The 19,184-nt window shown below is 70.3% G+C and carries 13 protein-coding genes; 6 read left to right on the top strand and 7 right to left on the bottom strand.

The window, feature by feature from the left end:
• Positions 1–59: 59 nt before the first annotated feature.
• Positions 60–2,297, bottom strand: a complete 2,238-nt coding sequence (locus tag OG226_RS05915) for an MMPL family transporter (RefSeq protein ID WP_329348198.1) — start codon at positions 2,295–2,297, stop codon at positions 60–62.
• A 293-nt stretch (positions 2,298–2,590) separates the two neighbouring features.
• On the opposite strand from OG226_RS05915, the gene OG226_RS05910 reads away from it, so the two are divergent.
• Entirely contained in the window at positions 2,591–4,093 is a 1,503-nt protein-coding gene (locus tag OG226_RS05910; protein ID WP_329348197.1) for a serine/threonine-protein kinase, read from the top strand.
• 9 nt (positions 4,094–4,102) lie between these two features.
• Here the strand turns inward: OG226_RS05910 and OG226_RS05905 are convergent, their stop codons facing one another.
• Positions 4,103–5,011 (bottom strand): MBL fold metallo-hydrolase, encoded by a 909-nt coding sequence (locus OG226_RS05905; protein ID WP_329348195.1) that lies wholly within the window; start codon positions 5,009–5,011, stop codon positions 4,103–4,105.
• A gap of 115 nt (positions 5,012–5,126) precedes the next feature.
• Here OG226_RS05905 and OG226_RS05900 point away from each other — a divergent pair, with 115 nt between their 5' ends.
• From OG226_RS05900 to OG226_RS05890, 3 genes are all read left to right on the top strand, one after another.
• Positions 5,127–6,011 (top strand): LysR family transcriptional regulator, encoded by an 885-nt coding sequence (locus tag OG226_RS05900; RefSeq protein ID WP_329348194.1) that lies wholly within the window; start codon positions 5,127–5,129, stop codon positions 6,009–6,011.
• Between the two features lie 109 nt (positions 6,012–6,120).
• Entirely contained in the window at positions 6,121–7,215 is a 1,095-nt protein-coding gene (locus tag OG226_RS05895) for a substrate-binding domain-containing protein (protein WP_328675633.1), read from the top strand.
• A 216-nt stretch (positions 7,216–7,431) separates the two neighbouring features.
• Positions 7,432–9,570 (top strand): RICIN domain-containing protein, encoded by a 2,139-nt coding sequence (locus OG226_RS05890; RefSeq protein WP_329348192.1) that lies wholly within the window; start codon positions 7,432–7,434, stop codon positions 9,568–9,570.
• A gap of 64 nt (positions 9,571–9,634) precedes the next feature.
• Here the strand turns inward: OG226_RS05890 and OG226_RS05885 are convergent, their stop codons facing one another.
• The 5 genes from OG226_RS05885 to OG226_RS05865 all read right to left on the bottom strand — a co-directional run bounded on the left by OG226_RS05885 (position 9,635) and on the right by OG226_RS05865 (position 15,881).
• Positions 9,635–11,989, bottom strand: a complete 2,355-nt coding sequence (locus OG226_RS05885; protein WP_328675631.1) for a glycoside hydrolase family 3 N-terminal domain-containing protein — start codon at positions 11,987–11,989, stop codon at positions 9,635–9,637.
• 88 nt (positions 11,990–12,077) lie between these two features.
• Positions 12,078–12,998: a carbohydrate ABC transporter permease gene (locus OG226_RS05880; protein ID WP_329348191.1), complete on the bottom strand. Its 921-nt coding sequence runs from the start codon at positions 12,996–12,998 to the stop codon at positions 12,078–12,080.
• A complete protein-coding gene (locus OG226_RS05875; protein WP_329353325.1) occupies positions 12,995–13,846 on the bottom strand; it encodes a carbohydrate ABC transporter permease in 852 nt (283 codons plus the stop codon). Before OG226_RS05875 ends, OG226_RS05880 begins: the two co-directional genes overlap by 4 nt.
• A gap of 47 nt (positions 13,847–13,893) precedes the next feature.
• Complete coding sequence (locus OG226_RS05870; protein ID WP_329348190.1) at positions 13,894–15,219, bottom strand: extracellular solute-binding protein; 1,326 nt, start codon at positions 15,217–15,219, stop codon at positions 13,894–13,896.
• Positions 15,220–15,527: 308 nt separating this feature from the next.
• Positions 15,528–15,881: a hypothetical protein gene (locus OG226_RS05865; RefSeq protein WP_329348189.1), complete on the bottom strand. Its 354-nt coding sequence runs from the start codon at positions 15,879–15,881 to the stop codon at positions 15,528–15,530.
• A 187-nt stretch (positions 15,882–16,068) separates the two neighbouring features.
• Between OG226_RS05865 and OG226_RS05860 the strand changes: the two genes are divergently transcribed.
• Positions 16,069–17,295: a PP2C family protein-serine/threonine phosphatase gene (locus tag OG226_RS05860; RefSeq protein WP_443066866.1), complete on the top strand. Its 1,227-nt coding sequence runs from the start codon at positions 16,069–16,071 to the stop codon at positions 17,293–17,295.
• 255 nt (positions 17,296–17,550) lie between these two features.
• Complete coding sequence (locus OG226_RS05855) at positions 17,551–18,978, top strand: alkaline phosphatase family protein (protein ID WP_329348186.1); 1,428 nt, start codon at positions 17,551–17,553, stop codon at positions 18,976–18,978.
• Positions 18,979–19,184 lie beyond the last annotated feature (206 nt).

Here is a 19,184-nt window from a genome sequence, read left to right as displayed (position 1 = left end):
AACAGGGGCAGCCGTACGGCGGCGGACGGCGTCCTGGTGTGGATCGTACGGCCGCCGCCTCAGCTCTTGCCGGTGGCGCCGGACGACACGGGCGCCTTGTCCGGGCCGGTGGAGCCGGTGTCCGGGGTCTCGGCCAGCAGGTGGCGCAGCCGTTCGCCCTCGACGTCGACATTGGGCAGCGCGCGGTCCAGCCAGTCGGGCAGCGCCCAGGCGCGGCGGCCGAGCAGGGTCATGATCGCGGGCACGAGCGTCATGCGGACCACGAAGGCGTCGAAGAGGACGGCGGCGGCGAGGCCCAGGCCGATCGACTTGATCAGTGCCACGTCGTCGAGGAGGAATCCGGCGAACACGGAGATCATGATGACCGCGGCGGCCGTGACCACCCGGGCGCTGTGCCGGAAGCCCGCGATCACGGCCTCCGTGGGCTCGGCCCCGTGGACGTACTCCTCCCGCATCCGGGTCACCAGGAACACCTCGTAGTCCATGGCGAGTCCGAACACCACGCCGATCATGAAGATCGGCAGGACGCTCACGATCGGCGAGGTCTGGTCGACGCCGAACAGGTCCGCCAGCCAGCCCCACTGGAACACCGCGACCACCACACCGAGCGTGGCGAGCACGCTGAGCAGGAAGCCGAGGGCCGCCTTGAGCGGGACCAGGATCGAGCGGAAGACGAGAAGCAGCAGGATCAGGGCCAGGCCGACGACCACACCCAGGTAGGGGATCAGGGCGCCGCTGAGCTTGTTGGACACGTCGATGTTCAGCGCGGTGGTGCCGGTGACCAACAGTTCGGCGCCGGTGTCGGTCTTCAGGGCGGGGCCCCGGTCGCGGATGTCGGAGACCAGGTCGACGGTGGCCGCGCTGCTGGGCGAGCTCTTCGGTACGACGGAGATCAGCGCCACGTCGCCGCTCTGGTTGAACACGGCGGGGCGTACGGCGGCGACGTCGGACAGCTTGCGGAGCTGGGCGACCGCGTCCTGTGCGGCGGTCTTGGTGTCGCTGCTGTGCCGGCCGTCGACGACCACGGTCAGCGGGCCGTTGTAGCCGTCGCCGAAGCCCTTGGTGATCGTGTCGTAGGCGATGCGCTCGCTGGTGCCCGGCGAGGACGTGCTGTCGTCCGGCAGGGCCAGACGCATCGACAGGGCGGGGATCGCGAGGACACCGAGCCCGACGACGGAGACGACGAGCATCTTCAGCGGGTTGCGGGTCACGAACCGGGCCCAGCGCACGCCCGCCGTCTCGCCCTTGCCGCCCTCCTGGAGGGCGCGCATCCGGCGACTGGTGAACCGGCTGCCCATGATCCGCATCCCGGCGAAGCCCAGCACCGCGGGCAGCAGGGTCAGCGCGATGAGTACGGCGACGACGACCGCGAAGGCGGCGCCCAGGCCCATCGTGGTCAGCATGCTGATGCCGATGATGCTCAGACCGGCCAGGGCGATGACGACGGTGAGACCTGCGAAGACCACCGCGGAACCGGCGGTGCCCAGCGCGCGGCCCGCGGCCTCCTCCGGTTCGTGGCCGTCGCGGATCTCGCTGCGGTACCGGGAGACGATGAACAGGGCGTAGTCGATGGACACCGCCAGGCCCAGCATCAGCGCCAGTGTCGACGCGGCCGAGCTGAGGTCGAGGAACGCGCTCGCGACCGTGATGGCGGCGACCGCCGTCCCGACCCCGAAGATCGCCGTCAGCAGCGGCAGCCCGGCCGCGAGCAGCGACCCGAAGGTGATGACGAGCGCCACGGCCGCGATCAGCAGACCGATCAGCTCGGTGCTGCTGCTGCCCGCCTTCTCCTGTACGGCGTTGCCGCCCAGGCTGACCGCGAGGCCGGCCTTCTCGCCCCGGTCGGCCACGGAGTGCAGCGCGTCCCGCGCGGCGTCGGTGACGTCGGGCTGGCCGACCTTGTAGGTGACCTGGGCGTAGGTGATGGTGCCGGACTCGCTGATCAGGCCGCTCTGGTACGGGTCGGAGACGTTCGCGACCTGGGGCGCCTCCTTGAGGTCGGCGATCAGCGACCGGACCTCGGCCTTGTCGGCGCCGGAGGCCAGTGTGCGCCCCTTGGGCGACTCGAACACGACGCGGGCGGTGGCGCCGGAGGCCGACGCCTGCGGGAACTCCTTCTCCAGCAGGTCGATCGCCTTCTGCGACTGCGTGCCGGGGAGGCTGAAGCTGTCGGACGTGCTCGTCGTGGCATTCATGGCACCGATGCCGACGACGGCCAGGGCGGCGATCCACAGCATCAGGACGAGCCGTCGGCGCCGGAACGAGAACCGGCCCAGCCGGTAGAGGAAGGTGGCCATGGGGTACTCCCACCAGGTTCGATTAGAAAGTGGTGGGCCTGCGCGACCCACGCCTTCACGCTAGGAGCGGCTTTCCTCGCACCCGCAGCACCGGGGAAGTGAAAGCGGCCGGGGTGACTAGTACCGGGGTACTAGACCCTCTCCACCCTCCAGTCGAGGTGGGGACCCGCCAGCCGAGGCGCGCTGCCTTCCCGTCGACGGTGGGCGCCGTGATCCACCCCACACGATCCGGGACAAGAGCCGGTTATGGTGACCAGGCGAATCGAACATGGACAGAACCGGCGGAGGACACCGTGTCGGACGAAGGGCGTCGCATCGCCGGGCGCTACCGGCTGACCGAGCAGATCGGTCGGGGCGGCATGGGCACCGTCTGGCGGGCGGACGACGAGGTGCTCGGCCGCCAGGTCGCGATCAAGCGGCTGCACGTCCGCCCGGAACTCTCCGCCGACGAACTCGCCACCCTCTTCGAGCGCACCCGCCGCGAGGCCCGCAGCGCCGCCCGCATCACGCACCCGAACGTGATCGTCGTCCATGACGTCGTGGACGACGAGGGGCGCCCCTGCATCGTCATGGAGTACGTCCCGGGCCCCACGCTCGCCGAACTCCTCAAGGACGGCCGGACCCTCCCGTACCAGGAGGCGGCCCGCATCGGCCTCGACATGGTCGCCGCCCTGCGCGCCGCCCACGCCGCCGGCGTGCTGCACCGTGACGTCAAACCCGGCAACGTCCTCCTCGGCACCGGCGACCGGCTCGTCCTCACCGACTTCGGCATCGCCATGACGGACGGAACGTCGACCCTCACCAAGACCGGCGAGATGGTCGGCTCCATCCACTACATGGCCCCGGAACGCATCCGCGGGCTCACCCCCGGAACCGCCTCCGACCTGTGGGCTCTGGGCGCCACCCTCTACCAGGCCGTCGAGGGACGCCCGCCGTTCCGCCGGGTCACCGCGATGGAGACCGCGTACGCCATCGCCGTGGACCCCCTGGAACCCATGAAGCAGGCCGGACCGCTGGAGCCGCTCATCGAGGCGCTGCTCATCAAGGAGCCCGCCGAGCGGCCGACGGCGGAACAGACGGAACGGGCCCTGCAGACCGCCTGGTGGGGCGAGTCCACGGACCAACTGCCCCCGGCCACCGCAGACTTGCCCGTCGCGGGACCGGACCCGAAGCCTGCGGCAGAGCCCGGTCGTGGGCGGCGGCGGAGCCGCAAGGGGCTCCTCCTCGGGGGGATCGCCACCGCTGCCGCGGCTGCCGTGGCGGCCACGGCGTTCGTGCTGCACGCCACGTCCGAGTCAGCGCCCGGTCACGCGACTTCCCGGCCCACGACCACGGCCTCCGCATCACCCCTGCCGGAGGGCTACCACCTCGTCCGGGACCGCCGACTCGGCGTCTCCTTCCCGGTTCCGGACGGCTGGAAGGCCGGCAAGCGGACGGCGGAAGAGGTCACCTACACCGACGAGACGGGCCTCGCCGGACTCACCATCGGGATCGTCGACCCGGCGGGCCCCAATCCGAGCACGCACTTCGCGGACACCGAGGCCAACACCAAGGTCAACTACCCCACGTACCGCAGGCTCCGTATGCAGCAGACCACCTTCCGGCAACAGCCCGCCGCCATCTGGGAGTTCACCTTCCAGGGCCGGGTCCGGGTGTTCCGCGCCATCGACCTCGGCTTCGGCCGGGAGGGCGACCGCGAGTACGACATCTACCTCTCGGCCCCGGACGCGAAGTGGGACACCTACCGTCCCGTCTTCGACACGGCCAGGGACGGCTTCGTCACCAGCGCGTCGTAACTCGCCTCCTCACTGCGGGTGTTCGGCGCACAGGCAGCCAACACCCTTGTCGATCCAGTCCCGTTCGGCCCACTCCGGATGCCGCTCGACCATGAGCGCCCGGACCTCCTCGACGATCGTCTCCTCGCTCGACGCCGAGTCGCGGCGGGCCCACGTCTCGTCCCGCAGCAGCCGCAGATAGTCACGGACGTCCGCGAGCAACTCCGGCCCGCCGACGGCCCCGTGGCCCGGTACGACGACCCGCGCCCCCTCGCCCGCGAGCCGCTCCGTCACCGCGAGCCAGCGGGTGCCGGACACATCGGTGTCGTACGGCGGGAACCACGGGAAGATGGCGAACTGCCCCGCCTCCACCAGGTCCCCCGTGAACAGCACGCCCGCGTCCGGCACCCGGATCACCTGGTCGCCCTTGCTGTGCGCCCGCCCGGTGGCCCTCAACTGCACGATCCGGCCGCCCAGTTCGAGGTCGTACGTCTCGTCGTAGACCAGGTCGGGCTCCGGCAGGACGACACCTTCGAGCTGCCGGGCGACCGGCTCGCCGAGTCCCCGGAACATGTCGAGATAGCCCGCGCCCTTCACCTTCAGGTCCTCGGCCTGGGCCCGGTTCACGAGGAACGTCGCCTCGCCCGCGAACACCTGGGCCCCGAAGGCGTGTTCAGGGTGGAAGTGGGTCGTGGTGAGGTACAGCCTGCGGCCCCCGGCGTACTCGGCCGCGAACTCCAGCACCTTCTCGGCGTTCCGCGGGCCCAGTCCCGTCTCCACGACGAGCACCGCGTCCCGGCCGCCGATGACCCCGATGTTGGGCACCAACCGCACCCGCCCGTCGGGCACGACCACCAAGTCCCGTCCCAGCTCCCGGACTTCGGCGACATGCACGACGGGGTCGTGCGGCACCCGGTCGGGCGATACGTGGTCGGCCATGATGACTCCTCAGCGGTACGGCGATCTCGTCCGTCCACCACTCCACCGCCGGACCCCCAGGGGTGTCCAAGACCGATCCTGTACGGCCGATACCGCGTCGGTATCATCGCCGGTCATGGAGCTACGCACGCTGCGCTACTTCGTGGCGGTCGCCGAGGAACTCCACTTCGGCCGGGCCGCCGTGCGCCTGCGGATGACCCAGCCGCCGCTGAGCCGGGCGGTCAAACAGCTGGAGACCGAGCTGGGCTGTGTCCTGCTGCTCCGCTCGCCCACGGGGGTGGCGCTCACCCCGGCCGGTGTCCTGCTCCACGAGGAGGCGTGCGCCCTGCTGGCGCAGGCCGACCGGGTGCGGGCCCGCGTCACCGCGACGGCCGGACCGGTCACCCTGACCGTGGGCACCCTCGCCGACAGCGCGGAGCGGTTCGGCACCCGGCTCGCCGCCGCCTATCGGGAGCACCACCCCGCCGCCCGCATCCTCGTCCGTGAGTCGGACCTGACCGATCCGACCGCGGGACTACGGGCAGGACTCGTCGACGTGGCGCTGACCAGGGCACCCTTCGACGACACCGGCATCACCACCCGCACCCTGCGCTCGGAACGGGTCGGCGTGGTCCTCCGTACGGACGACCCGCTCGCCCACCGCGACAGCCTGCGCCTGACCGACCTCGCCGAGCGCCGCTGGTTCCGCTTCCCGGACGGCACGGACACGGTGTGGCAGGCCTACTGGACGGGCTCGGCGGGCCACGGCCGACGCCGTGACAGGCCCGTCGTACGGACGGCTCGCGAGTGCCTGCAGTCCGTCCTGTGGAACGGCACCGTGGGCCTGATGCCCCTCGGGCACGACCTGCCGGAGGGGCTGACGGTGGTGCCGTTGACCGACATGCCGCCGAGCAGGTTCGTCATCGCCTGGCGCGCCGACGGCACCACGCCACTGATCCGGTCCTTCGTGCGGATCGCCGAGACCGTGCATCGCGGCACTGATTCGACTCGCATGGGATGAGGGTCGCGCGTTCCCCGCAGGTCGAGCCGTGTGAGAGGGGCGTGCACCGGTCTTGCCCCGGCGGCCCGCGTCCCGTTACGTTGCGGCAAAGTTACTGGCCAGGTACGCGATGCGGTCCGGCGCATCGGTGTTCGGCGAGCGGAACGGGCATCGGGTGACAGGTCGCGGCAAGGGGCAACTGGAGGCGCAGTACGGCCTCCTGACGAGCATCGCCACGGAGGCGGGGGTCTCGCTCAGCACGGTGTCCAAGGTGGTGCACCGGCGCCGGGACGTCGGCGCCAGGACGCGCGAGCGGGTCGAGGAACTCCTCGCCCGGCACGGCTTCGTGCGCCCGTGGGAACGCGATCCCGCGACACCCCGGCAGATCATCGCCGTGTTCCGTGACCTGTCCGGGCCGTACACGCTGGAGGTGGTCCGCGGCATCGTGGACGCGGCCGGCGCGCTCGGCATCGACGTGGTCACCGGCACGACGAGCCGGCGGTCGATCTCCGGGTGGCTGGAGCAGTGCGTCGCGCTCGGCGCGGCCGGGATCGTCATCGTCATCTCGATGCTGTCCGAGGAGGACCAGCGCCGCATCGTCGAGCAGCGGCTCCCGGTGGTGCTGATCGACCCGCTCAGCGCGCCCTCCGAGGACATCCCCAGCATCGGCGTGACCAACTGGAGCGGCGCCCGCGACGCCGTACAGCACCTGCTGGGGCTCGGGCACACCCGGATCGGCATGGTCGCGGGCCGCTCCCACTCCCTGGCCGGGGCGGCACGCGTGCACGGTTACCGGGCCGCGCTGGAGGAGGCCCAGATCGCCTACGATCCGGCGATCGTCCGCTCGACCGACTTCGACTACGCCGAGGCCCTCGCCACCGCCGGCCAGATCCTCCGCGCCGCCGACCCGCCGACGGCCGTCTTCGCGGCCAGCGACGCGCAGGCGCTCGGCGTGCTGGAGGCGGCCCGGCAGCAGGGGCTCGCCGTACCGGACGACCTGGCGGTCATGTCCTTCGACGACACCCTCGTCGCGGCCATGGCCTGCCCACCGCTGAGCGCCGTACGTCAGCCCTTCGAGGAGCTGGGGCGCGAGGCGACCCGGGTGCTCCTGGAACTCGCCCAGGGCAGGCAGCCCGTGTCCCCGCGCATCGAGCTGGCCACGGAACTCGTCCTGCGGACCTCGACCTCCGTGCGCCGCCCGATCAAGCACGTCAATACCGCGTAACTCGCAATCCTGCGAAACACTTTCGACACATGCCGGTGACATCGCGGTGTCCCATCCGAATACTGGCTTCCTGCTCCGCACCCCCATTCCATCCCCCTGGGACCTCCGGAAACTCCGGCATCCCTGGAACGTGGTGCGCGCCTTCCCCCGGTGAAAGGAACGCCGTTGACCAGATCTTGGGCGCGAAAGGCTTTCGCTGCGGCGACCGCCTTCGGCATGGGCGTGGCATTCGCCATCGCCTCCACGACGACTGCGTCGGCCTATCAGCCGAGTCCCGCGAATCTGTATACGGCGACCAACACCGCCGCGTGCAGCAAGAGCCCGTGTGTTCTCTACCCGAAGTCGGCCCAGCTGGCGGACGGCCGGATCGTCGCCACCTTCGAGAACGACCAGACCGCTCCGGTCGGCCAGACCCTGCCCGTGTACAAGAGCGACGACGACGGCACTACCTGGGCGAAACTGTCCGACGTCAAAGCGCCCGCGTACCTCTCCAGCGACTCCAAGTACGCGAAATACACGAGCAATTGGACCAACCCGTTTCTCTACGTCCTCCCGCAGAACGTCGGCAGCCTGACCGCCGGCACCCTGCTGCTGGCGAGCATCGTCTCGGGCGACGACTACTACTACCAGGAGCAGAAGGCCCGCAACTCCAGCTGGACCCCCACCAGTGACGGCGACCGCAAGGACGTCGCCCTCGCCCTGTACTCCAGTACGGACGACGGTGCGACCTGGACCATCCAGAACATCATCGCCGCCGGCGGCTGGCAGGGCGGCAGCGCGGGCAGCGTCGGCCGGGTCTCCACGGCCAACACCTACGCGCAGGTCGACCCGGTGTGGGAACCCCATCTCCTGGCCCACAACGGCACGTTGATCGCCTACTACTCCGACGAGGACGACTACACCGGCTACAACACCACCACCGGCGCCCCGACCCTCGACCCGGACAACGCCACGGCGACGGACTCCGGCGGCCAGGTCCTCCTGCACCGCACCTGGGACGGCGGTACGACAACTGCCTGGAGTTCTCCGGTAGTTGACGTGCCGGGCTCCACGGTGAGCATGGGCAACGGCAAGACGGAGATCGGCGGCGGTCGGCCCGGCATGACGACCATCGCCCCGACGACCGACGGCAAGTGGCTTCTCACGTACGAGTACTGGGGCGGCGGTACCAACGTCCGCTACCGGATGTCCGACGACCCGACGAAGTTCTTCTCGGCCACCGACGCCGCCATCACCTCACTGCCCGTACCCTCCGGCGGGGCCACCCTGTCCACCGGCGGCAGCCCGGTCCTGCTCCCGATGCCGGACGGCCGGATCGTCTACAACGCCGCAGGCAGCGGCGACGTCTGGGTGAACGAGTCCGGACTGTCCACCGGCACCTGGAAGGAGTACAAGACCCCGATCGCCGCCGGGTACAGCCGCAACCTGCAGTACGTCGACGGCACGGGACGCGTCCTCGTCCTCCAGGCGTCCTGGAGCGGCACCAGCGTCGGCCCCGTGACCTACGCCGAGGTCGACCTCGGCCGCTCCGACGGTGCCTACTACAGCCTCGTCAACCGGCTCACCGGCCAGGTGCTCAGCACCGCGTCCGGCAAGACCCAGGACGCGAACCTCACCGGGAACACCCCCGACCTCGTCCTCGCGGCGGACACCGCGGCCACCACCCAGCGCTGGCACCTCACCGCCAAGGGCAGCAACGTCACGCTGCTCAACAAGGCCGGCGGTCGAGCGGCGGCCATCTGGACCGGCACGGCGACGGCCGGGCAGAAGCTGGCCCAGTGGGTCGACGACGGAGCCACCGACAAACAGTGGACCCAGGTCGCGTCCTCGACCAGCGGCTACTACAAGCTCCGCTCGGTCCTCAACACCAGCCTCTACATGACCGGTTCGACCGCGGGCGGCTCCGTCACCGTGGCGGCGGCCACCACCGACGGCTCACAGGACTGGCAACTGGTCCAGGACCCGCTCCCCACCGCCTCCACCTTCACCCTGAAGGGCACGTACTCCAGCCGCTGCCTCGACGTCCCGAACGGTGCGACGGGCGTCCAGGTCCAGATCTACGACTGCTCGGGCAACGCCTACCAGACCATCACGCAGACCACGGCCGGCGAACTCCGCGTCAACGGCAGCTGCTTGGCCGCGAACGGCGACGGCACCACCGCGGGCACCACGCTCATCCTCTGGGCCTGCAACGGAAAGTCCAGCCAGAAGTGGGCGTTCCGCGTGGACGGCACGATCGTCAACCGGGCCAACGGCCTGGTCGTCGACGTGACCAACTGGGGGACGGCCAACGGCTCGAAGGTCGAGCTGTGGACCGGGCTGGGCAACGCGACCCAGCAGTGGAGCCGCGCCTAGGCACACGACGGAAGCGGCGCCACCGTCGGATACGGTGGCGCCGCTTCGTGTACGTCCCCGCCGCCTACTCCCGCTCGACGCTCACCGGCACCGCGTGGTGCCGCAGAACCGCCGCATCCCTTTCCTCGCCCACGAGTCGGATCGCACCGCGCACGGGTGTGTCCAGGCTGGAGGAGCCCGCCTCCAGCAGGATCTCGCCGGGCTCGACGACGCGCGTGCCGGCCAGGCCGGTGAAGGCCAGCCGGTCGGTGTGGACATGGAAGCGGACCGTCGCCCGCTCACAGGGTTCGAGGGCCACCTTGGCGAAGCCGAGCAGGGACCGCACCGGCCGGGTCACCTGGGCGACCGGGTCGATCGCGTACAGCTGGACCGTCTCGGCACCCGCTACCGCCCCCGTGTTCCGCACCCGCACGCTGACCGTGAACTCGCCGTCCACCGGCACCAGTTCACGGTCCACGCCGAGTCCGTCGGTCTCGAAGGTCGTGTACGACAGCCCGTGCCCGAAGGGAAACGCCGGTGTCGGATCGAGGTTGGACAGCCAGCTCTGCCGGTCGCCGAGCGGCGCGTGGAGATAGGTGTAGGGCTGGCCGCCGGGCGTCGTCGGGATCTGCACGGGGAGCTTGCCGCTGAAGTTCGCCTTGCCTGCGAGGAGTTGGGCCACCGCACGGCCGCCCTCCTCGCCCGGCAGGAAGACCTGCACCATCGCTGCGGCGGTGGACGCGAACCGGCCCACCGCGTACGGACGGCCACTGCTCACGATCAGGACGACCGGCCGCCCGGTGGCCAACACCGCCTCGATCAGCTCCTCCTGCACGCCCGGCAGGAGCAGATCCTCCACGTCACAGCCCTCTCCCGAGGTACCGATCCCGAACATGCCGGCCTTGTCACCGACGGCCAGCACGGTGAGGTCGGCCCCGGCGGACGCCACCACCGCGGTCGCGATTCCGGAGCGGTCCGCCTCGCGGATCGGGCAGCCCTGCGTGAACTCCCACTCCACGTCGGGTAGTTCGGCCGTCAGGGCGTGGCGCAGGGAGACCGCCTCGACACCGTCGCCGAGGTCGTCGCGTTCGGCGAGGACGTGGTTGGGGAAGCTGTAGCAGCCGAACATGGTGCGCACGTCGTCGGCACACGGGCCGATGAGCGCGATGCGGCCGGTCGTCGGGAGGGGCAAGGCACCGTCGTTCGACAACAGAACGGCACTCGACTGGGCCACGGCGTGGGCGAGTTGGCGGCTGACGGGCTTGTCGAGGTCCAGTTCGCCGGCGCGCAGGGCGGGCGGGCGAGGGTCCCAGTCGGCGTCGAGCAGTCCGAGGTCCACCTTCTGGCGCAGGACCCGGCGTACCGCCCGGTCCACGAACTCCTCGTCCACCATGCCCTGTTCGACGGCCTGCACCAGGGCGTTGCCGAAGCCGCGCTGGTCGGGCAGCTCGACGTCCATGCCGGCGCGCAGGGCGAGCGCGCCCGCGGCGGGCAGGTCGGCGGCCACTCGGTGGGCGTTGACGAGGAAGGGCAGGGACCAGTAGTCGGAGACGACGGTCCCCTCGAAACCCCAGGCCTCGCGCAGGACTTCGGTCAGCAGCCAGCGGCTCGCGGCGGGCGCCTCGCCGTCGATCTCGGCGTACGAGTTCATGACCGACCGCACCCCCGCCGCGACGAGGCGTTCAAACGGCGGGAGGATCACGTCGAAGAGTTCACGGCGGCCCGCGTGCACGGGGGCGTGGTTGCGGCCGCCCATCGAGGCGGAGTACCCGGCGAAGTGCTTGAGGGTCGCGTACACCCCGGCGCTCTGCAGTCCGGTGACATACGCCTCGGCCAACTCGCCCACCAGGTAAGGGTCTTCGCCGTAGGTCTCCTCGCAGCGGCCCCAGCGGTAGTCGCGGATGACGTCGACGACGGGGGAGAGGCCCTGGTGGACTCCGGCCTCGGCCATGTCGGAGCCGATGGCCTCGCCGACCCTGCGGATCAGCGCGGGGTCGAAGGTGGCCGCCATGCCGAGCGAGGTGGGGTAGATGGTGGCGCCGTAGGCGGTGAAGCCGGTCAGGCACTCGTCGTGGGCCATCGCCGGGATGTCGAACCGGCTCTGCGCCACGACCTGTTGCTGGTGCCGGGCCAGGAGGCGCGCGTGCTCCAACGCGGGCCGGGGCAGCGTGCCGTACGGGCGGGTGAGCTGGCCCAGGCCGTGCCGGGCGGTCTCGTCGAGGTCGCCGACGCGGCCGAAGTGGTTGCTGCCCGGCGCCACTTCGGGGCCGTCGGCCTCGATGTCCTCCCAGGTACTGCTCAGTTGCGCGACCTTCTCCGGCAGGGTGAGCCGGGCGAGCAGTGCTTCGACGCGGTCGGCGACGGGCAGGGCGGGGTCGGTCCAGGGGCGGTCGCTCTCCTCCTGGGGGAGGCCGCCGTGGTCGGGCATGGTGGTCGTCATTCACGACTCCTCGGTGTTGCGCGGGCACGCCGACGGGGCCGGGCGCACGGCCCGGCCTACGTGCGGGTGAACTGCCCGGTGGTGGGGGCTACTTGGAGAAACCGGCGGTGAGACCGGCCACGAGCTGACGGCGGGCCAGGATGAACAGGGCCAGCATCGGCAGGGTGGAGAGCACCACCGCCGCCATCGTGGCCGGTACGTCGATGCCGAACTGGCCGCGGAACAGGGTCAGTGCCAGCGGCAGGACGGCCTTGTCGCCGCTCTGGGTGAGGATGAGGGGGAAGAGGAAGCCGTTCCAGACCTGGAGACCGTCGTAGACGGCGACCGTCATCAGTGCCGGGCGGGCCAGCGGCGCCGCGAGCGACCAAAGCATGCGCCAGTCGCCGGCGCCGTCGACGATCATCGCCTCGAAGAGCGAACGGGGCACGTCCCGCAGGAAACTGACCAGGATCATCACGGTGATCGGCAGCGCGAACGCGGCCGAGGGCAGGACGATCGCGAGCAGGCTGTCGTAGATATGCATGCGGATGATCAGCAGGTAGACCGGGATGATCACCGCTTGGAGCGGGATCGCCAGGCCGAGCAGGAACAGGCGGAACGACACGCGGGAGAAGCGGGTGCCGGCGTTGCGGACGATCGAGAACGCGGCCATCAGGGCGACGGCGACGGCGATGACGACCGTGCCCGCGGTGACGATCACGCTGTTGAGGAGGTAGGTGGTGAAGTCGCCGTCCAGGACGGTCCGGTAGCTGTCCAGCGTCGGGTGGCTGGGCAGCGCGAGGGGGCTGTCGGAGGTGAAGTCGGACTGACTGCGGAGGCTGGTGACGACGAGCCAGTAGATGGGGATGACGACGATCGCCGTCCAGAAGAGGGTGGCGCCGCTGGTGAGGGTGCGGCGGAGGAACCCGGGAACGGGGTTCCGGCGGACGGGTGTCGGCGGCACCGCCCGGTGGCTGGGGGCGCTCTCCCGTCCGGTGGTGGTGCGGCTCTTGGTCACGGTGGTGCTCACATGCCCTCCTGCTGGCTGTCCATCCGGGTGAAGCCGGACAGGCGGGTGGTCAGCAGCGACAGGCCGAGGCCGAAGACCACGAGAAGCGTGGCCACCGCGCTGGCCCGGCCCATGTCGTGGGACTGGAAACCGGTGATGTACATCGCGAGGGGAAGGACGCGGGTCGCGGTGCCGGGGCCGCCGGTGCCGCCGGACAGGACGAAGATCAGGTCGAAGTAGGTCAGCGAGCCGACCAGCATGAGCGTGCTCGACGTGACCAGCGTGTACTTCAGCTGCGGCAGCGTGATGTGCAGGAAGCGGGCCACAGGTCCGGCACCGTCGAGCGCGGCGGCCTCGTACAGGGCGGTCGGGATCTGCCGTATCCCCGCCTGGTAGAGCAGGGCGTGGAACGGCAGGAACTGCCAGGCGATCACGAAGATCACGGTGTACAGGGCGAGTTCGGGCGAACCGAGCAGCGGCTGGGCCAGCCAGTGCAGTCCGGGGGTGGAGCCGATGCCGAAGGACGGGTCGAGCAGCGCCTGCCAGGTGAGGCCGATCGCCACCGCGGACAGCAGCAGCGGCAGGAAGAACAGCACGGCGAACAGTGCGCGCAGCCGCCCCTTGGGCGCCTGGAACAGGCCGAGCGCCAGGGCGATCGGCGTCTGCACCAGCCAGCTCACCACCATCACCTTGAGGGTGAGCCACACCGACTGCCAGGTGGCGCTGTCGGTCAGGACGGACGTCCAGTTGGCGAGGCCCGCCCAGCTGATGGAACCCAGCCCGTCCCAGCGGGCGACGCTGAGCGCCGCCACACCGACCAGGGGCACGAAACCGAAGAGACCGAAGAGGAGCAGGGCCGGGGCGGCCATGAGGAGGCCGCTCCCTCCTCTGCGCCGCGACGGGGTGGTGGTGATGGTCACGAGCCCGCCTTGCTCATGTTCACTCCGAACTCCGCGGGCGCGATCTGCCGCAGGAACGACTTGTCGGTGTTGGTCAGCAGCGGGTCGGCCTGGTCGGACGGCAACGCCTGGTCCCACGAGAGCTGGAAGCTCGGGGCCTTGTCCACCAGGTCGTACACGAACGTCAGCCACGCCTTGTCGGACGACGACTTCACCGCGGCGAGCTTCGCGTCGAGGCCCTTGACCGGCGGGACGCTGCCCGAGGCGAGGTAGGCGTCGACCTGGGAGCCGTTGAGGACGTAGTTCTTCAGGTACGTCAGCGCGTCCGACTTGTTCTTGGACGACTTGTTCAGCGACAGGAAGTTCGACGGGTTGCCGACGATGTTCGCCGCGCTTCCGGCGCCGCCGGTCAGCGCCGGGAACGCGGTGTAGCCCAGCTCGCCCTTCTTCAGGAAGTCGGGCGCGGCCTTGGCCATGTTGGCGTACTCCCAGGTGCCCATCACCTCCATCGCGGCCTTGCCCGTGTAGAGCAGCGCGGTCGAGGCACCCTGGTCGTAGCTGACGGAGGAGGCGTTGTCGCCGAAGGCGCCGGCTTTCGCCAGGTCCTGGAGCTTCTCGTTGGCCCTGGTGACCGAGGGGTCCTTCCACGCGGCGGCGTCACCGGCGGCGATGTCGCTGAACACGCGGGAGCCGCCGGTGCGGTCCAGCAGGTACTCCAGGTACATCAGCGTCGGCCACTTGGAGTTGGCCGCGAGGGACAGCGGGGTCACTCCCCTGCCCTTGAGCTTCTTCACCGCCGCGAGCAGGTCGTCGTACGTCTTCGGCGGCTGGACGCCCGCGTCGGACAGCACCTTCTTGTTGTAGTAGAGGACCACCGGGGCGAGGCCGTTGACGGGTACGCCGTAGACCTTGCCGTCGAAGGTCGCGCTCCGCATCACGCTGTCGGTGTACCGGTCCGTGTTGACGTCCGAGGTGTTCAGGACGTCGACCTTGCCGGCCTTGACGTAGTCGTTCAGGGCGCCGCCGCCCCAGTTGAAGAAGAGGTCCGGGGCCTGGTTCGCGCCGAAGGCCACGCGGAGCTTCTGCTTGTAGTCGTCGTTCGCGAACAGCCGCAGGGTGATCTTCTCGTCGGGGTGGTCCTTGTTGTACGCGTCCACCGACTGCTTGAGGATCGTCTGGTCGTTCAGCGCCCACATCGTCAGGCCCTTCGCCGACGAGGTGCTGGACGGTCCCGAGGACCCGCAGGCGGCCAGGCTCGCTGCGGCGGCCAGGGTGACCGCGGCTGCGACGGCGCGTCGCGTTCTCGGGCTTCCGAGATGTCCGGTGACCGGGATTCCCCGCATGGTGTGCCTCTCTTCTTTCGGCATGCCGTAGTTCGGCCAGGCAGATCGAAAACGGAAACCGGCCCGAAAGGCTTTCGGATGCCCCACCGCGGGTCGCCTGCCTGCTGGCCGGGACACTGACACGGAATTCACACCCAGGACAAGCACGGGAAATTCCTCGGTTACGAAACACTTTCGTATGTCGTCCAGGACAGGGCCCTGCGGTGGCCCGCATGTTCGGTGGCTGATAGTCGCCGTCCGGGATGCGGCGGTTCCGTGGCTTACCGGAGCGGATGCCGCCCCGGCGACGAACCCCGAGCTCCGAAGGCTCAGTGGAACTCGTGCACCACCCGGATCTCGCCGACGATGTGGGCGTTGAACTCGTCCAGTTCCTCGGCCGGCACCCACAGTTCCAGAATCGTCCGGCCGCCCGCCTGCTGGAGGGGATACCGGGCCAGGAACTCCGACTCCACGTCGAAGCGCGTCACGAAACCGGCGCCGTCGTGCTTGACGTTCCGGTCCCTCGCGATCCGGATTGCGTAGTCCTCGTTGAGGACCGGGTAGAAGATCGGCTGCTCGGGCAGCCGGGGCGGCCAGGCGCGCCAGTCGAGCGCCCGGACCAGGTCCAGCTCCTTGGGGCCGGTGGGGCGCCAGAGGGTGGTCGTGGGCTGCTGGGTCGTCATCGGAGTCGCTCTCCGCGCAGGGGATCAAGGGATCGGATCGGACGATATCGGCGCTACGGGCGCTACGGCCAAGGAGTTCCACACCCCCGTGACCGGCCCCCCGCCCCGACCCGATCCCACCGCGCAACGGGTCGCTACCGTCCGAACGCTCGCGCGGGTGTTGGGATGGGGGTGGCAGAAAGGGGCCTTGGTGGACGGCGACGGGGTTGGTGGGTCAGAGGTGGGGGCGGCCGATCGGTTCGCGCTCGCGGAGCGGGCCGTGTCCGCGATCGGGTCGTCGCTCGACGAGCGGAGGACCGCGGCGGAGTGTGCGGGGTTCCTCGTCGACGGGCTGTGCGACGCCGCGGCCGTGGACCTGTTCGCGCAGGACGAGGCCCGTCCGGCACCGCACGGCATGCTGCACCCGATGGCGGCCGTGGGCCGCAAGGAACTGCTGGACAGCCTGCGGACCGTGCCGCGCGAGGACGTCATGGTCCGCGCCCTGGACGCCGGCCATCCGATCACCACGTCCTTCACCACGAACGACCACGGCGTACTCGCCGCCCTCTCCGTGCCGTTGACCGCCTGGGGCAAGGCCTACGGCGCGCTCCTCGCGATCCGCGCCGGGCGGGCGTTCGGCGACGACGAGGCCGCCGCCGTGCACTACGCGGCCCGCCTCACCGCGGCCCATCTGCACCACGCCGTCGAACACCACCGCCTGCGCACCACCGCCCTGAACCTGCAACAGGTCCTGCTCACCGAACCCAGCCGCCCCCACCCCAACGTCGAGATGGCCACCCGCTACCTGCCCGCCGGCAGCGGCACCCTCGTCGGTGGCGACTGGTTCGAGGCCGTACGACTGCACTACGGCCGCACCCTCCTCGTCATCGGCGACGTCATGGGCCACGGCCTGGACGCGGCCGTCGACATGAACGCGTACCGCTCGATGCTCCGCTACGTCGCCTCCACCGACCTCCCGCCCCACCGCATCCTGCGCCAGATGGACACCGCCATGTCCGAGGAGCACAACCGCCGCCCCGCGACCTGCCTGCTCGCCCTCCTCGACCCTGACCGCGGCACGGCCGCCTTCTCCAGCGCGGGCCATCTCCCGCCCGCCGTCTTCCACCGCGACGGCGCCGGCGAACTGATCCCCGTCCCCGTCGGCCCACCCCTCGGCACGGGCCTCGCCGACTACGAGATGACCACGCTCACCCTCACCCCCGAGGACACCCTGGTCATGTTCACCGACGGCCTGGTCGAACGCCGCGGCGAGGACATCGACGTCTCCCTCGCCCGGCTTGCCCGGCTCCGCCTGCACCCCGGCCAGGGTGTCTCCCGCCTCCTCGACGACATCGTGCTGCGCCTGCACGTCCAGGAGGCGGAGGACGACGTGGCCGCGATCGCCGCCCGGCTGCGCCCGAGGAACTCCGCCTAGGAACTTCGCAAACGGGAAACACGTACGGCACCGGCGTCCCCGGAGGGGCCGGCTCATGCGTCCGTCAGCCGTCCCCCAAGGTTTGGCAACACCCGAGCAACGCCCGGATGTTGCCGGTCACGGCTTGGCCAACCCCTTTCCGCACGTTGGCCGCAAATTCATCGCACGCCCCTGACACCCCATGCCGAAATGGGCGGAGAGTGATCCGAGGTCTGGTCCACGAGATCCCTCGAAGCTCTTCAAGAAGGGGCAATCATGGCCGAGTTGACACGTCGCAGACTCCTGGGTTCCGCCGCGGGCGCGGTGGGCGGCGCCGCGGCACTCTCCCTCCTCCCGCCGAGCGTCCAGAAAGCCGTCGCCGCCGAACCGCCGAAGAACGGCTCGCTGCGCGACATCGAACACGTCGTCATGCTGATGCAGGAGAACCGGTCGTTCGACCACTACTTCGGCACCCTGTCCGGCGTTCGCGGATTCGCCGATCCGCACGCTCGCAAACTCGACACCGGGCGCAGCGTCTTCTACCAGCCGGACGCGGTGAACCCGAAGGGCTACCTCCTCCCGTTCCACCTCGACACCCACACCTCCAGCGCGCAGGCCATCCCGTCCACCAGCCACGCCTGGTCGGTACAGCACCAGGCCTGGAACAACGGCAAGATGGACCAGTGGCTGCCGGCCCACCGCGCGGCCGACGGCGTCAACGGCCCCTACGTGATGGGCTATTACACGCGCGAGGACATCCCGTTCCAGTTCGCGCTCGCTGAGACCTTCACCATCTGCGACAACTACTTCTGCTCGGTGTTCGGGCCCACCTGGCCCAACCGGCTGATGTGGATGACCGGTTCGATCGACCCCGGTGGTACCCAGGGCGGCCCGATCATCAGCAACGTCGCCCCGACGCCCTACCGTTGGACGACGTACGCGGAGCGCCTCCAGAAAGCCGGCGTCAGCTGGAAGGTGTACCAGGAGGAGGACGACTACGGCACCAACATGCTGGAGCAGTTCGCGTCGTTCAAGAACGCCCAGCCCGGCTCCGACCTGTACGAGCGGGGCGTACGCCCGCAGCCGCACGGGACGTTCGAGGACGACGCGCGCAACGACCGGCTGCCGACGGTGTCGTGGATCTGCCCCACGAGCTACCAGTCCGAGCACCCGGACTACCTCCCGGCCGCCGGCGCCGACTACGTCGCGTCGAAGATCGAGGCGATCGCGTCCAACCCGAAGGTGTGGCGCAAGACCGCGTTCATCCTCAACTACGACGAGAACGACGGGCTGTTCGACCACGTCGTGCCGCCGACCCCGCCCGCGGGCACGGCGAACGAGTTCATCCAAGGGTTGCCGATCGGTGGCGGTTTCCGCGTCCCCGCCATCATCATCTCCCCCTGGACCGTGGGTGGTTGGGTCGCCTCGGAGGCCTTCGACCACACCTCGGCGCTCCAGTTCCTGGAGCGGTTCACCGGCGTCGAGGAGCCGAACGTCACCGACTGGCGACGTGACACCTTCGGCGACTTCACCTCCGCCTTCCGCTTCCGCGACGCCCGTCCGCGCTCGCCCCGCCTGCCCGACGACACGGCCGAGCAGCTGGAGAAGGCGAAGGAGGAGGTGGCGACACTGCCGAAGCCCACCCTGCCGGGCGCGGACCAGAAGTTCCCCCACCAGGAACGAGGCCGCCGCCCACACGTCTGACCAGCCACACACGGTGAGCGACCCTGACCGGTGTCAGCCGGCCAGGGCCGCCCACGCGACCGGGACGGCCCGCCGGGCGTGGCCGGGGCCGAACGGCACGGCGTGTACCGGTGCCGTCTGACCTGGGCCGTTGTGCCGGGCGCCCTCGCCCCTGGTCTTTCCGGCGGGGTCGCCCGCGCGGTCGGGGTGGGCTCGGCGTAGCAGGG

Origin of the sequence: Streptomyces sp. NBC_01261, from assembly GCF_036226385.1 — a bacterium.
In the GTDB taxonomy this organism is placed as follows: domain Bacteria; phylum Actinomycetota; class Actinomycetes; order Streptomycetales; family Streptomycetaceae; genus Streptomyces.
Note: the sequence above shows the minus strand (reverse complement) of the source record. Positions and strands in the feature narration are given on the sequence as shown.

What these genes read in the sequence shown, in the direction of transcription:
- OG226_RS05870 (WP_329348190.1), bottom strand. Translation starts at nt 15,219, where the DNA reads ATGCGGGGAATCCCGGTCACCGGACATCTCGGAAGCCCGAGAACGCGA.
- OG226_RS05900 (WP_329348194.1), top strand. Translation starts at nt 5,127, where the DNA reads ATGGAGCTACGCACGCTGCGCTACTTCGTGGCGGTCGCCGAGGAACTC.
- OG226_RS05915 (WP_329348198.1), bottom strand. Translation starts at nt 2,297, where the DNA reads ATGGCCACCTTCCTCTACCGGCTGGGCCGGTTCTCGTTCCGGCGCCGA.
- OG226_RS05905 (WP_329348195.1), bottom strand. Translation starts at nt 5,011, where the DNA reads ATGGCCGACCACGTATCGCCCGACCGGGTGCCGCACGACCCCGTCGTG.
- OG226_RS05865 (WP_329348189.1), bottom strand. Translation starts at nt 15,881, where the DNA reads ATGACGACCCAGCAGCCCACGACCACCCTCTGGCGCCCCACCGGCCCC.
- OG226_RS05855 (WP_329348186.1), top strand. Translation starts at nt 17,551, where the DNA reads ATGGCCGAGTTGACACGTCGCAGACTCCTGGGTTCCGCCGCGGGCGCG.
- OG226_RS05875 (WP_329353325.1), bottom strand. Translation starts at nt 13,846, where the DNA reads ATGGCCGCCCCGGCCCTGCTCCTCTTCGGTCTCTTCGGTTTCGTGCCC.
- OG226_RS05895 (WP_328675633.1), top strand. Translation starts at nt 6,121, where the DNA reads ATGCGGTCCGGCGCATCGGTGTTCGGCGAGCGGAACGGGCATCGGGTG.
- OG226_RS05885 (WP_328675631.1), bottom strand. Translation starts at nt 11,989, where the DNA reads ATGACGACCACCATGCCCGACCACGGCGGCCTCCCCCAGGAGGAGAGC.
- OG226_RS05890 (WP_329348192.1), top strand. Translation starts at nt 7,432, where the DNA reads ATGGGCGTGGCATTCGCCATCGCCTCCACGACGACTGCGTCGGCCTAT.